Below are 15678 nucleotides of genomic sequence, written 5' to 3' on the forward strand. Positions count from 1 at the left end.
CGGGCGCATCGGCGCCCGGTTTGTTGAAAGGGACTGCTGGCGTCACAGCGCTTCCAGCCGCGCCATCAGGTCATCGATACGGCTGACCTTCTGCTCGTCCAGCGCGCTGCCGCCCAGCTCCTCGATGTGCCGAGCCAGTGCCTGCACCGTGCTGCACTCGAACATCGCCCGCAGCGGTACGTTGCGTTGCAGCGCCTGCTGCACGCGCGAGGCAATCTGGGTGGCCAGCAGCGAATGCCCGCCCAGGTCGAAGAAGTTGTCGGTGACGCCCACGCGCTCGGCGCCCAGTACCTCGGCCCAGATACCGGCCAATGTGCGTTCCAGGTCGCTGGACGGCGCCTGGTACTGCAGCGCCGTGCCGAACTCCAGGGCGGGCAGCGCCTTGCGGTCGAGCTTGCCGTTGGCGTTCAGCGGCAACTGGTCCAGGGCCTGCCAGTGGCGCGGCACCATGTATTCGGGCAGGGTCTGGCCCAGGTGCTGCTTGATGGTTTGCCAGTCATCGCTGCCCACCACGTAGCCCACCAGGTAATGGCCGCTGGCGGCCTGCTGGGCGGATACGGCGGCATCGCGGACTTGCGGCAGTTCGCGCAGGCGCGCTTCGATTTCCCCCAGTTCGATGCGGTAACCGCGGATCTTCACCTGGTGGTCGACACGGCCGACGTAGGCCAGCACCCCGTCGGCGCTACGGCGGGCCAGGTCGCCACTGCGGTACAGGCGTTCGCCCGGCGCACCGAAGGGGTTGGGCAGGAAGCTGGCGGCGGTGCGAGCCGGATCACCCAGGTAGCCACGGCCGACGCCCGTGCCGGCAATGAACAGCTCGGCATCGGCCAGCAGCGGCACTGGCGCCAGGTCGTCGCCCAGCAGGTACAGCCGGTTGTTGTCGGTCGGCGTGCCGATGGGCAGGTAACTGCCGGCGCTGGCGGCTTCGTCCACTTTGAACAGCGCCACGTCGTCGCTGCATTCGGCCGGGCCGTAGGCATTCACCAACGGTACCGCCGGGTAGGTCTGCAGCCACTGGCGCGCCAGGGCCGGTGGCATGGCTTCACCGGTGGGCAGCAGCCAGCGCAGGCTGTCCAGGGCGCCGGCCGGCTCGGCCAACAAGCTCTGTATCAGCGACGGCACGCTTTCCAGCACGGTGATGCCGGTGTCGCGGACATGCCCCAGCAGCGCGGCCGGGTCATGGGCGATGGCGTCCGGGACGATCTGCACCCGCGCGCCGCACAACGCGGCGGTGAGGAACTGCCACACCGAAATGTCGAAGCTCTGGGAGGCGGTCTGGGCGATCACGTCGTGTTCGTCCAGGGCCAGGTACGGCACCTTGCTCAGCTGGTTATTGAGCATGCCCGCCTGGTGCACCGCTACGCCCTTGGGCACGCCGGTGGAACCGGAGGTGTAGATCACGTAGGCCAGATGCTGGCCGCTGACCTGCACGCCGGGTGCGGTATCGCTGCCCTGCCCGGCTTGTACCTGGTCCCACACCACCAGGCGCGGGCGGGCCACGCCGGCAGGCAGTTCATCGATTACCCGCTGCGCCAACCCCTCGCATGCGGCGCTGCATACCAGCACTGGCGCGCGGCTGCGTTCGACGATACCCGCCAGACGTGGGTGCGGGTGCGCGGGGTCCAGTGGCAGGTAACCGGCGCCGGCCTTGAGGCTACCGACGATCATGCCCAGCAGCGGCAAACCGCGCTCGGCCAGCAGTGCCACCGGCTGGTCCGGTTGCACGCCCGCGGCCAGCAAAGCGTGGCCCAGGCGGTTGGCGTAGCGGTCCAGTTCGCCGTAGCGCCACTGCTCGCCCAGGCTGGCGGCGGCGATGCGCTGGGGGTGGGCCGCCACGCGGGCTTCGAACAGCGGCACGTAGCCCTGTTGCAACGGATATTCGCGGGCACTCTGGTTGCAGTCCTGCAGCACCTGTTGGCGCTCGTCGTCAGCCAGCAGCGGCAAGGCGTCCAGGTCCTGGTCGAAACCATCGGCCAGGGCCAGCAACAAGCGCTGGAAGTCGCCCAGCAAGCGTTCGATGGTGGCGGCGTCGAAGAAGCGCTGGTCGTAGGACAGGTGCAGGCCCAGGTCGTCGCCGGGGTAGCAGACCACGGTCAGCGGGTAGTTGGTGTGGGTGCGGCCCGAGCCGGACTTGGCGTTCAGGCCTTCGGCGCCCGCCAGCACGGTGGCGTCCACCGGGGCGTTTTCGAACACGAACAGGCTGTCGAACAGGGCCTGGCCCTTGGGCAGCTCGCTGCACTCCTGGATGCTCACCAGTGGCAGGTGCTCATGTTCACGCAACGCCAGGTTGTTTTCGAACAGCTGTTGCAGCCATTGGCGCACGCTCATTTTTTGCCCGGGAGCCGGCATGCCGACGCGCAACGGGATGCTGTTGATGAACAGCCCCACGCAGTGCTGCATCTGCGGCAGGCTGGCCGGGCGCCCGGCCACGGTGACGCCGAACAGCACGTCGCGCTCGCCGCTGTAGCGACGCAGCACCAGGGCCCACGCGGCCTGGGCGAAGGTGTTGACGGTCAGTTGGTGGGCCTGGGCCAGCTCACGCAGGCGGGCACCCTGCTCGGGCAACAGACGGCTGTGCAGGTCGCCTACGCGCATGCCGCCGTTGTCGTGCAGAATCGGCCGGTCGCTGGGGATGTACGTAGGGCGTGCAAAGCCTGCCAGGGTCTGGCGCCAGTACTGTTGGGAGGTCTCCAGGCCCTGGTGGTGCAGCCAGGCGATGAATTCGCGGTAACGCGGCGGCGTTGCCAGGCGTGCTTCGCCGCCCTGCTCCAGGGCTTTGTAGATGGCCAGGAAGTCGCCCATCATGATCGAGCGGCACCAGGCGTCGATGAGGATGTGGTGGTTGCTCATGATGAACCAGTGCTGCTCGGGCGCCAGGCGAATCAGGCGCAGGTGCAGCGGTGGCCGCTCCAGCAGCTCGAACCCGGCCAGGCGCTCGCGCTCCAGCAAGGCTTGCAGGCGCGCTTCGTGCCCGTCGGCGGGCAGCGCGCTCCAGTCCAGGAACTCGACGCCGTCACCGTCGCCGCGGTGGATGATCTGCAGCATCTGCTCGCCGGCGCTCCAGCAGAACGACGCACGCAGGGCTTCATGGCGGGCGACCACGGCGCGCCAGGCGCGGTCGAAGCGGGCCACGTCCAGGGCGCTGTCGATGCTGTAGCGGTCCTGCATGAAATAGATGCCGGTGCCGGGTTCCAGCAAGGTGTGCAGCAACAGGCCTTCCTGCATCGGCGTCAGCGGGAACACGTCTTCAATGGCGTCGAAGGCCAGTGGCAGCGCATCGAGTTGGGCCTGGCCAAGCCGTGCCAGGGGGAAGTCCGACGGCGTGATGCCCCCGGCCTCGGGTTGCAGGCAGTGCTGGATCAGCGCCTGCAGGGTGCGCTGGTAGGCTTGGGCCAATTGCTCGATGGTCTCCAGGCGGAACAACTGCTCGCTGAAGGTCCAGCGCAGGGTCAGCTCGCCGCCGTACACCTGCCCGTCCACGCTCAACCAGTTCGGCAACGTGGCGTCACCGCTGTGCTGGGCGCCACCGGCCTCGGCCAGCGGGCGCAGCAGTGCGCCCTCGGCAAAACCCTGGTCGAACTGGCCCAGGTAGTTGAAGGTGATGCGCGCCTCGGGCAAGGCCGCCATGGCGGCGCGGCTGGCGGGGTCGGCCAGGTAGCGCAGCACGCCATGGCCCAGGCCCTTGTGCGGCACGCCGCGCACTTGTTCCTTGATGGCCTTGACGCTGTCGCCAGCGGTGGCGGCCGGGGTCAGGTGCAGGGGGTAGGCGCTGGTGAACCAGCCGACGCTGCGGCTCAGGTCCAGCTCGTCGAACAGTTCTTCACGGCCGTGGCCTTCCAACTGCACCAGGGCCGACGGCTGGCCGGTCCAGGTGCACAGGGTCTGGGCCAGGGCGGTGAGCAGGAGGTCTTCGACCCGGGCGCGGTAGGCCTGGGGCGCCTGTTGCAGCAACTGGCGGGTGGCCTCGGCGCCCAGGGTCAGGCTGACGCTGCGGGCGTCGCGCTCAAGGTTAGGGTTGCCCGTGAAGTCACGGGGTAGGTCGACCGGCGCATTGGCCAGGTGGGCCTGCCAGCTGTTCAGCTCTTCACGCAGGGACTCACTGCCGGCGTAGGCACCCAGGCGTTGGGCCCAGTCACGCACGGCACTGGTCTTGGCCGGCAGGCTAACGGCCTGGTCTTGCTCCAACTGGCGATAGGCCGTTTGCAGGTCTTCGAGCAACACGCGCCAGGACACCCCATCTACCACCAGGTGATGGATGGCCAGCAACAGCCGTGGCTGTTCGCCCGGCACCAGCACGGCGCGCAGCAGCGGGCCCTGATGCAGGTCGAGGCTACGCTGGGCCTGCTCGAACAGCGCCAGACGCTGCTCGGCGCTGGCGGCCTCATGCTGCCACAGCAACGTGTGGCGGGCATCGATGGCGGCGTAATGGGCCTGCCACTGGCCGTCGCCATCAACGTTGAAACGCAGGCGCAGGGCATCGTGGTGGCTGACCAGGGCTTGCAGTGCCTGCTCCAGCAGATCGGCCTGCAAGGGTTGCTCGGCGCCCAGCAGCAGCGACTGGTTCCAGTGCTGCGGCGCGGCCAGGTCCTGGTCAAAGAACCAGTGCTGGATCGGTGTCAGGGCGCTGGCACCCGTGACCGGGCCCTGGTCGATGCTGACCTGCTGGCTCTGCCGGGCCGCGACGGCCAGGGTGCGCACGGTCTGGTGCTGGAACAGGTCCTTGGCGGTGAAATGAATACCTGCCTGACGGGCACGGCTGACCACCTGGATGGAGAGGATCGAGTCGCCGCCCAGGGCGAAGAAGTTGTCGTCGACACCCACCCGGGCGACGCCCAGCACGCCCTGCCAGACCTCGGCAAGGCCGCGTTCCACCGCCGTGCTCGGCGGCTGGTAGCTGTGTCGGCTGGCCTCGACATCGGGGGCCGGCAAGGCACGGCGGTCGAGCTTGCCGTTGGCGGTCAGCGGGAATTGTTCCAGCACCATCAGGTGTGCCGGCACCATGTGTTCCGGCAGGCCGGCGTGCAGGTGCGCACGCACCTGGTCCAGGTTCAGGTCGGCTTCAGCCAGCAGGTAGCCGGCCAGTTGCTTGCCGGCCGGCCCGTCGACCGCCAGGACCACGGCTTCGCGCACCTGCGGGTGGGCCAGCAGCCGCGCTTCGATTTCGCCCAGCTCGATACGGAAACCACGCACCTTGACCTGATGGTCGATGCGCCCCAGGTATTCCAGCTGGCCATCGGCCCGCTGACGCACCAGGTCACCGGTGCGGTACAGGCGGCCGCACCCACTGCCGTCAAAGGGATCGGCGACGAAACGTTCGGCGCTCAGCCCCGCGCGGCCATGGTAGCCACGGGCAAGGCCCTGGCCACCCACGTACAGTTCGCCCGTGGCGCCGGCCGGCACCAGGGCCAGGTCGGCATCCAGCACGTACAACTGGCGGGCACCGACCACTCGGCCGATCGGCACGTTGGCCGCGTCATCGGCCAGGGTGGCCTGCACGGCGCAGGCGGTCGGCATGACCACGGTTTCGGTGGGCCCGTAGGCGTTGAACAGGGTGTGCGGTGCAAAGGTTTCGCGCAGGGTGTGGACATGTTCCGGGGTCAGCGCCTCGCCACCGGTGATGCACAGCCGTACCGGCAGGCGCTCATCGCGGCTGCGCAGCCATTGGGCCAACTGGCCGCCGTAGCTGGGGGTGAAACCCAGCACGTTGATGCCTTGGGTGCGGATCAGTTCGCAGATGGCTTCGGCGTCCCATTGGCCCTGCTCGCGCAGCACCACGTGGGCGCCGAACAGCAGCGGCACCAGCAGGCGCTCGCTGGCGGCGTCGAAGTTGATGGAATAGAAATGCAGCTCGCAATCGGCCGGTGTCGTGCCGAACAGCGTGCCCACGGCCAGGCAGTGCATGGCCAGCGGCCCCTGGTCCACGGCCACGCCCTTGGGCAGGCCGGTGGAGCCAGAGGTGTAGATCATGTACGCCAGGTGCCCGGGGTGGCTGCGCTCAAGCGGGTTGCTCTCGGGGTAGCCGGCCAGGGCGGCCTGGTCCTGTTCCAGGCTCCAGACCTGTACAGCGGCAGGCAGTGCCCCCTGTTGCAGCCATTCGTCATGGCCCAGCAGCACGCTGATGCCGCTGTCCTCGATCATGTAGCGCAGGCGCTCGTTGGGGTATTCGGGGTCCAGCGGTACGTAGGCGCCGCCGGCCTTGAGAATGGCCAGCAGGCCCACCACCAGGTCCACCGAGCGGCGCAGCGCCAGGCCCACGCGCACCTCGGGGCCCACGCCCAGTTCGATCAGGCGATGGGCCAACTGGTTGGCCTGGGCATTGAGCTGGGCGTAGGTCAGCGAGCGACCTGCGCAGGTCACCGCCAGGCCGTGCGGGGTGGCCAAGGCCTGGCGCTGGAACAGCGCCTGCACGCTGTCCACCTGCGCTACCGGCGCGTCGCCGCGGCCAGCGGCCACCAGCGCCTGGTGCTCGTGGTCGGCCAGCAGCGGCAATTCGCTCAAGGCCTGTTGCGGGTTGGCGAGCATGGCGCGCAGCAGGTGCTGCCAGTGCTCGGCCATGACAGCGATGCGCGCTTCGTCGAACAGGTCCGTGCTGTAGGTCAGGCAGCAGCGCAGTTGTTCGTCGAAGTCGGTGACCTCCAGGTTAAGGTCGAACTTGGTGGCGCGGGCATCGTTGACCAGGTAATCCACCTGGACCCCGCCGGCCAGCTCGCGCTGCTGCTGGAACTCCCAGCGCTGCACGTTGCACATCACCTGGAACAGTGGGTTCCAGGCGGCGCTGCGCTCGGGCTGCAGGGTTTCGACCAAGTGGTCGAAAGGCACGTCCTGGTGGGACTGGCCGTCGATGGCCACTTGGCGCACCTGGGCCAGCAACTCGTTGACGGTCATGTCCCCGTGGGGGCGAATGCGCAGTACCTGGGTATTGAGGAAGGCGCCGATCAGCCCTTCGCTTTCCGGGCGAATGCGGTTGGCCAGCGGCACGCCGATGCGCAAGTCATCCTGGCCGCTGTAGCGGTACAGCAGCACCGACAGTGCGGCGGTCATGGTCATGAACAGGGTCAGGCCGCGCTCGCTGTTGAAGCGGATGACCTGCTGGGCCAGGTGTTCATCCAGGTCGAAGCGGTGCAGCTCGCCGCGGTGGCTTTGCACGGCCGGGCGCGGGCGGTCACTGGGCAGCGCCAGCAGCGGTTGCTCGCCCCCCAGTTGTACGCGCCAGTAATCGAGCTGGCGCTGCATTTCGCCGCCTTCCAGCCACCCGCGGTGCCAGGCGCTGTAATCCAGGTATTGCACCGGCAATGGCGCCAGGGGCGAGTCACGGTCGTCGACGAAGGCCTCGTACAGGGCGCCCAGCTCACGGGCGAAAATGTCCATGGCCCAGCCTTCGGTGACAATGTGGTGCAGGGTCAGCAGCAGGTGGTGTTCGCGCTCGCCGCTCTTGACCAGGCACACCCGCAGCAATGGCCCGCGTTCCAGGTCAAAGGGGGCGTGGGCCTGTTCGACGGCCAGGCTGGCGATGGTCGCTTCACGCTCGGCGGGGGCCTGGGCACTGATGTCCAGCCACTGCATGGCCACGTCGGAGCGGTTCGATACCTGCTGCCACGGCTTGCCGTCCTCGGAGGGGAAGGTGGTGCGCAAGCTTTCATGGCGGTGAATCAAGGCTTGCAGGGCGCGCTCGAAGCTGTCCACGTGCAGGGCACCGCGCAAGCGCGCCATGCCACCGACGTTGTAGGCCGGGCTTTGCGGGTCCAACTGCCAGAGGAACCACATGCGCTGCTGGGAATAGGACAGCGCCACGCGCTGCTGGCGGTCGACCAGGGCAATGGCGCCCTGCCCGTCCACCTGGCCGTCGGCCTTGGCGCGGGCCACCCAGGCAGCGAAGTCTTCCAGGCGGCGCGACTCGAACAGGCTGCGCAGCGGCAGTTCCACACCAAAGGCCTGACGCGCACGGGAAACGATGCGGGTGGCCAACAGGGAATGCCCGCCCAGCTCGAAGAAATCATCGTCCAGGCCCACGCGGTCCAGTTCCAGCACCTGTGCCCAGATGGCCGCCAGTTCGCGCTCGGCAGCGTCACGGGGGGCGCGGTACTCGCGCAGGCTGACGTCCGGCGCGGGCAAGGCGCGGCGGTCAAGCTTGCCGGTGGGCCCCAGCGGCAGGGCCGCCAGGCGCAGGAAATGCGCGGGGATCATGGCGTCGGGAAGGCGTTGCTGCAGGGCGCCACGCAGGCGCGCCGCCAGTACCGCGGGGGGCTCTTCACCTTCCACCACCAGGTAGGCCAGCAGTTGACCGCCCCCGGCCCCCTCGCCCAGCACCACGGCAGCCTGGTGAACCCCTGGCTGCTCCAGCAAGGCGTTGCGGACTTCTTCGATTTCGATGCGCACGCCGCGCAGTTTCACTTGTTCGTCCAGGCGCCCCAGGTACTCCAGTGCACCGTCGTGGCGCCAGCGTGCCAGGTCTCCGCTGCGGTACAGGCGGCCACCGCCCTCGGCGGGCAGGAAGCGCGCGGCGGTCAGGGCCGGCTGGCCCAGGTAACCACGGGCCAGGGCATTGCCGCCCAGCAACAACTCACCCCGCGCACCGGCGGCAGCCACCTGCCAACTGGCGTCGCGAATCTGCACCTGGGCATTGCTCAAAGGGCGGCCGATGGGCACCCGCGCGCCGGTCTCGTTGGCGCACGGCCAGTGGGTGACGTTGATGGCGCTTTCGGTCGGGCCATAGCGGTTGTGCAGGGCCACGCCGGGCAAACGCTCGTGAACGCGGCGGCACAGGTCGGCTGGCAGTGCCTCACCGCCGCTGAACAGCTGGCGCAGGCTGATGCACTGTTCCACCTGGGGTTCTTCGATGAACAGTTGCAGCAACGGCGGCACGAAGTGCAGCACGGTCACCCCCTGCTCGCGTACCAGCGCCACCAGGCGACGCGGGTCGCGGTGGTCACCGGCGCCAGCCAGGGCCAGGCGGCTGCCGGCGATCAGCGGCAGGAAGCACTCCCACAGTGACACGTCGAAGCTTAGGGAGGCTTTCTGCAGCAGGACGTCCTGTTCGTTGATGGCGTACTGGTGCTGCATCCACTCCAGGCGCTCGGCCAGGGCGCCGTGGCTGACGCCGACCGCCTTGGGCTGACCGGTGGAACCGGAGGTGTAGATCACGTAGGCCAGGTTGTTCGGGTGCAGGGCCAGCGCTGGCGCCTGGGTGCTGCCTTGGTCATTCGCCACGCCGTCCAGGGCCAGGCTGGCGCAGCCTGTTGCATCGGCGAAGCGGTCGAGCAAGGTCTGCTGGCCGAGCAACAAGGCGATGGCGCTGTCCTTGAGCATGAAGGCCAGGCGTTCACGGGGGTAGTCAGGGTCCAGGGGCACGTAGACACCACCGGCCTTGGCGATGGCCACCAAGGCCACCATCAGTTCCAGGGAGCGCTCGCCGAGCACGCCCACCCGCACTTCCGGGCCCACGCCCTGCTCGCGCAGGCGCAGGGCCAAGGCATTGGCGGCATGGTCCAGGGCCGCGTAGGTCAGGGTCTCGCTCCCACAGACCAACGCCGTGCGCTCCGGGGTTTTCGCCGCCTGTCGCGCCAGGCGTTCCGGCAGCAGCCAGCCCGCTTCGGGCTGAGGCGCTGTGCCCCAGGCCTGCTGTTGCGCCAACTGACGCTCGTCCAGCAAGGGGATATCGCCCACGGCTTGCCGGGGGTCGCTGCACAGTTGCGCCAGCAGGGTCATGAAATGCCCGCTCAAGCGCTGAATGGTGCTGGGTTCGAATAGCGCCTCGGCATAGTCAAACGACACGCGCAGGCGGCCCTGGGGGTCTTGTTCGCTGTGCAGTTGCAGGTCGAACTTGGCCTCGCGGCTGTGCCATGGCAGCTCCTCGGCGAACAGCCCCGGCAGGCGGCGCAAGGCGCTGGTATCGCGCTGCAGGTGGTTGAACATCACCTCGAAACCGGCGGCGTCGCCCAGGGCCGCGCTGACCTGCTCGTAGTCCAGCGCCTGGTAAGCGTGGGCGTCCAGCACGGTGGTGCGCACGCTGGCCAGCAACGCGTCGAACCCGGCGCGGCCATCGACCGAATTGCGCAGCACCTGGGTGTTGATGAAGAAGCCCACCAGCCCTTGGCTGTGGCGGTGCTCCCGGGTGGCGGTGGGCACACCGACGCGAATGTCGGTCTGGCCGGTGTAACGGTGCAGCAGTACCTGGTAGGCAGCCAGCATCAGCATGAAGGTGCTGACACCCTGGGCCTTGGCGGTGGCCGCGACCTGTTGGCACAGGGTGGCGGGCAGGTTCAGGCTCAGGCGCCGCGCGGGTGATGCTTTCAGCCCACGGGCGTGGTCCAGGGGCAGTGCCAGCGCTTCACGCTCGCCGCCCAATTGCGCTTGCCAGTAGGCCAGCGATGGCGAAGGGTCGGTGGAGCGGGCATGCAGCCAGGCCAGGTAGTCACCGTGGTCGAGGGGCAAGGCTGGCAAGCTCGCCGATGGGGCGGCGTAAAGGCGTGCGAATTCGTCGAGCAAGATCGCGAACGACCAGCCATCGGCGACGATGTGGTGCACGGTGACCAGCAGCAGATGGTCCTGCTCATCGATCTGCACCAGGCGCACGCGCAGCAACGCGCCCTCCTCCAGGTCGAAGGGGGTGTTGGTTTCCTGGGCGACGATGGCCTGGGCCAGGTCCTCGCGCCTATCCGGCGCTACGTCGCGCAGGTCATCGTGGTGCACGGTAAAGTCCGCGCCGTCGGCGACCTGCTGCAGGGCCACGCCATTGTGTTCAAAGAAGTAGCTGCGCAGGCCATCGTGGCGTTGCACCAGGGCCTGGAATGCACTGTTCAAGGCCGTGTGGTCCAGCTCGCCGCGCAGGCGCAGGCCGCCAGGCACGTTGTACGCGGTGCTGTTGGGTTGCAACTGCCACAGGAACCACAGGCGGCTTTGGGCGGCGGTCAGTGGCAAGGGCTGGCCCGGCACCCGGGTAACCGGCGCTTCGGGCTGTTCACCGCGGGCCAGGGCCTGGACTTCGGCGGTAAAGGCCTCAAGCGCCGGGGCTTCGTAGAGGGTGCGCAAGGCCAGGTCGATGCCCAGCTCGTCGCGCAGTTCGGCGATCATCTGGATGGCCTGGATGGAGTTGCCGCCCTGGCTGAAGAAGCTGGCGCCGGGCTCCAGCGCCTCTACCTTGAGGGCTTCACGCCACAGCCGGGCCACCTGTTCGGGCAAGGCCTCGGCCAGCGGTGCACTGGCGGCCTTGGCCGGACCCGTCTGCCACTGGGCCACGCAGGCCAGGCTGCCATCGCGCCATTGCGCGGCGCACGCCGAGCGTTGCAACTTGCCGCTGGAGGTCTTGGGCAAGCTGCCGGGGTCCAGCAACAGCACCACCGCCGGGGTTTCGTGGTGAACGTCGGCGACCTGCGCGCGCACCTGCTCGATCAGCTCATCCAGGGGCTGCTGCTTCTGCGCGCGACGGCCGACTTCGGCCGCGACGCCGAACGCTTCCACGCCCTGGTGCTGCAGGGCGAATACCGCCACCCGGCCCTTGCGTACGGCTTCGACGCGGGTTTCGACGGTGCGCTCGATGTCCTGGGGGTAGAGGTTCTGGCCGCGGATGATCAGCATGTCCTTGAGGCGCCCGCTGACGTACAACTGGCCGCCATGCATGAAGCCCAGGTCGCCGGTACGCAGCCACGTCTGGCCGTCACGTTGCACGAAGGCACGGGCGCTGGCCTCGGGGTTGCGCCAGTACCCTTGGGCGACGCTGGGGCCGGTGCTGCAGATTTCGCCGACCTCGCCAGGGGCCAGCACGTGCTGGGTCACCGGGTCGAGAATTTGCACTTCATGCTCGGGCTGCGGCCAGCCGCAGCTCATCAAGCGGGCGCCCACGCCGGGCACGGCGCGGTTGGCGGCCAGGGCTTCGGCATCCAGGTCCAGGGCGTCGATGCCTTTTCCCGTGCGGCTGCCGGAGACAAACAGCGTGGCCTCGGCCAGGCCATAGCTGGCCAGGTACGCGGTGGGGTTGAACCCGCACACGGCGAACCGTGCGGCGAAGTCATCGAGGCTGTCCTGGCGGATCAATTCAGCGCCGGAAAACGCCACGCGCCAGCGGCTCAGGTCCAGCCCCGCCAGCTTGCTGTCGGCGATGCGTTCGTGGCACAGGCGGTAGGCGAAGTCCGGGCCACCGCTGATGGTGCCGCCGAAACGGCTGATCGCGTCCAGCCAACGCAGCGGCCGTTCGAGGAAGTACTGCGGTGACATCAGCACCACCATGACGCCGCTGTAGATGCCCTGCAGCAGGCCACCGATCAGGCCCATGTCGTGGTACAGCGGCAACCAGCTGACGATGACCTCGCCGTCGTCGATGCCGTAGCCCTGGCGAATCAGCCAGGCGTTGGCCTCCAGGTTGCTGTGGCTGACCTGCACGCCCTTGGGGGTGGAGGTGGAACCGGAGGTGTATTGCAGGAAGGCGATGTCTTCAGGCTGGGGCAACTCAGCGGCCCAGTCATTGGCGGCTTCGATTTCGTCCACCGCTACCAGGCCCGGCATCGCCAGGCCGTTGGCCTGGGGGGTATCGCGCAGCGTGGGCAACAGGTGGGCGGTGGTGAGGATCACCGTGGGCTCGGCGTCGCCGATGATCGACACCAGGCGCTCCAGGTGTTGCGGGCGCATGGACTCTGGCGGATAGGCCGGCACCGCGATCACCCCGGCGTACAGGCAGGCGAAGAACCCGGCCACGTAGTCCGGCCCGCTGGGCAGCAGCAACAGCGCGCGCTCACCGCGGCCGGCCCGCTGGGCCAGGGCCGAGGCGATGGCGCGGGCTCGGGCGTCCAGCTGCCCGTAGCTGAGCAACACACCCTCGTCGCTGTGCCCGTCGAGAAAGCGCAGGGCAGGCGCCTCCGGCTGCCGGGCGGCGTGCCGCGCCAGTGCGTGAGCCAGGGAAGTCGGGCGCTCGAAGATAGTGGCCATCGCTGTGTCGGTCCTCAGATCCATGCTTGGGGAACGGCCGCTCGTGGGGGGAGTGGTCGTTTTCATAGGAACGAAGACGGGTGAGCGAGGAAGGAAATTAGGAGGGGTCACATCTGTTTCGGGCTAGTTATGCCTGGAGGATCGCCTTTGCCGCCTTGGTAGCACCCGCACAGATCTGCTGTAAAAAAACAAGGCGAACCAAGTGATATCACTGGCATGACTGGCCCGAAACAGATGTGGGACCGGGCGCCAGCTCGGGAAGCGCCGCACGGGCGGCGCACGATCTTGAGACCGCCAGAAGCATCAAGCCTTGCACCTGATTGCCCTGCCCCAATCCCTGCCCTGCCCTCCTACCCCAGCAAGCCCACCATCACCCCCCTGTGCCGACGCTGCGCCGCATACGCCACCTCAGGCCGAAACCGCACTTCATCGCCCGGCAGACACTGCGCCAACCGCGCGACCGCCAGCGGGCTCAAGGCGCCCAGCCGGGGGTACCCGCCAATGGTCTGGCGGTCATTGAGCAACACGATGGGCTGACCATCGGGCGGCACCTGCACCGCGCCCAGGGGGATGCCCTCGGACACCAGCCCCGGGCCGCCGTAGTGCAACGGTGTGCCGGTCAGGCGCAGGCCCATGCGGTCGCTGCGGGTGTCCACGGTCCAGGCCTGGTCGAAGGCATCGAACAGGCTCGGGCCGCTGAAGCTGCCCGCCTGGGCACCCAGGATCAACTCCAGCGCGGCCGGCGCGCGCAGGTCAGGGATCAGGGCCATGGGCACGGCACGGATCACCATTGCTTCGGCCTGCCAGTGCAAGCGGTCACCGGCCGCCAGGGCACGGCCCTGGCCATCCAGGCCGCCCAGGCCTTCGCGGGCTACCGTGGCGCAACTGCCCGCCAGCAATGGCGCACACAGGCCGCCCGGCGCGGCCAGGTAAGCGCGGGCGCCGCAGCGGGGGCTGGCGAAGCACAAGCGCTGGCCGGCCTGCACCTTGAAAGGGCGCCAGACGTCCACCGGCTGGCCATCCAGGGTTGCCCCCAGGTCGGCACCGGCCAGGGCCAGCCAGCCTTCGCCCTGGCAGTGCAATTGCAAACCGCCCAGGGTAACTTCCACCACCGCAGCCCCCAAGGGGTTACCGAGCATCCAGTTGGCCCACGACTGGGCCAGCCAATCGAGGGCGCCCCCCTGGGTCAGGCCCAGATGACGAACGCCGAAGCGACCGCTGTCCTGCAACGTAGCCAGGGCCCCGCCCTGCTCCACCATCAATGTGCTCATGGCGTGGCCTCCATGGGGGTGTCGTCGCCACCCAGGCGCAGGAATTCGTCGCGCAGGATCGGTACATAGCGCACCCGGTCGCCGGGGCGCAACAGGCTGAAGCCCTCCAGCGACGGGTCGAACAACCGCGCCGGGCTGCGCCCTACCAGGTTCCAGCCACCCGGCGATACGGCGGGGTAAATGGCAGTCTGACGCTCGGCGATTCCGACGCTGCCGGCGGCCACTTTCTGCCGTGGCGTGGCCAGGCGTGGGCTGGCCAGGCGCGGGTCGACCAGGCCCATGAAGGCAAAGCCCGGGGCGAAACCCAAGGCGAACACCGAGTACGGACGGCCGCTGTGCAAGGCGATCAGCTCGTCGACGCTGAAGCCGCGCTGGCGAGCCAGGGCTTGCAGGTCAGGCCCTACGCTTGGGTGGTACCACACCGGCACCTCCAGTTCGCGCCCGCTGCTCGCCTGCGCAGGTGCCAGGTCAGCCAGGGCTTGCCGGCACAAGGCACGGGCTTGCGCGTCATCCAACTGCATCAGGTCGTATTGCAGCATCAGCGTGGTGTACGACGGCACCAACTCCACCAGGGCGGCACCGAAAGTGCTGCGCAGCCGGTCAGCGGCGGCCAGCAACCACGGTACGTTGCCTTCGTCGATCACCTCGAACAGGCGCACGGTCAGGCAGTCAATGGCCGCGACTTCGATGGCTGGGGTCATGCCACCAGCCCGTCCAGCGCCTCGCGGATCTGCCTGACGGCGGCGACCGAGCCGGGGTTGTCGCCATGCACGCACAGGGTGTCGACCTGCAGACGCAGGGTGCTGCCGTCGCGGGCCACCAGCGGCTCGCCACGGGCCAGCCCCAGCGCCTGGGCCACCACTGCCTGTGGGTCGTGATGCACCGCGCCGGGCAGGCGGCGGCTGACCAGTTGGCCATCAGGCTCGTAGGCGCGGTCGGCGAAGGCTTCGAACCACAGGGCCAGCCCCACTTCGTCGGCCAGCGCCTGGCTGGCGCGGTTGTCGGCGGTGGCCATGAGCATCAGCGGCAACTGCGGATCGTAGGCGCGCACGGCATTCATCACCGCGCGCAGGCGCACCGGGTCGGCCATCATGTCGTTGTACAGCGCGCCATGGGGTTTGACGTACTGCACGCGGCTGCCTTCAGCGCGGCACATGGCGTCCAGCGCACCCACCTGGTACAGCACCAGGTCTTCGATTTCCTGCACCGAGCAGGCCATGGTCCGCCGCCCGAAACCGACCAGGTCCGGGTAGGCCGGGTGGGCGCCGATGCGCACCTGGTGCCTGACCGCCAGGGCCACGGTGCGGCGCATGGTGCCGGGGTCGCCGGCGTGAAAGCCGCAGGCGATGTTGGCGCAGTCGATCAGCGGCATCACCTCATCGTCCAGGCCCATGGTCCAGGCGCCGAAGCTTTCGCCGATGTCGCAGTTGAGCAGGGGGCGTTTCATCAGGGGGCTCCCGGTTTTTTTCGCGATGGCTGGCATTATGCT

General features: G+C 68.6%; 4 protein-coding genes. All 4 read right to left on the reverse strand.

Translation table 11 applies throughout. The features are described from left to right. Window positions 1–42: 42 nt before the first annotated feature. Window positions 43–12918 carry a non-ribosomal peptide synthase/polyketide synthase gene (locus tag QBK88_RS28430; RefSeq protein ID WP_277964681.1) on the reverse strand — a complete coding sequence of 4292 codons (12876 nt, stop codon included), beginning with the start codon at window positions 12916–12918 and terminating at the stop codon, window positions 43–45. A gap of 350 nt (window positions 12919–13268) precedes the next feature. Further along, window positions 13269–14189 (reverse strand): 5-oxoprolinase subunit C family protein, encoded by a 921-nt coding sequence (locus QBK88_RS28435; protein WP_277964682.1) that lies wholly within the window; start codon window positions 14187–14189, stop codon window positions 13269–13271. After that, entirely contained in the window at window positions 14186–14890 is a 705-nt protein-coding gene (gene pxpB, locus QBK88_RS28440) for a 5-oxoprolinase subunit PxpB (protein WP_277964683.1), read from the reverse strand. Before pxpB ends, QBK88_RS28435 begins: the two co-directional genes overlap by 4 nt. After that, window positions 14887–15636, reverse strand: coding sequence for a 5-oxoprolinase subunit PxpA (locus tag QBK88_RS28445; protein ID WP_277964684.1), 750 nt, complete (start codon window positions 15634–15636; stop codon window positions 14887–14889). Before QBK88_RS28445 ends, pxpB begins: the two co-directional genes overlap by 4 nt. Window positions 15637–15678: the final 42 nt, after the last annotated feature.

It is taken from the genome of Pseudomonas sp. RIT-To-2, assembly GCF_029623465.1.
GTDB lineage: Bacteria > Pseudomonadota > Gammaproteobacteria > Pseudomonadales > Pseudomonadaceae > Aquipseudomonas > Aquipseudomonas silvicola.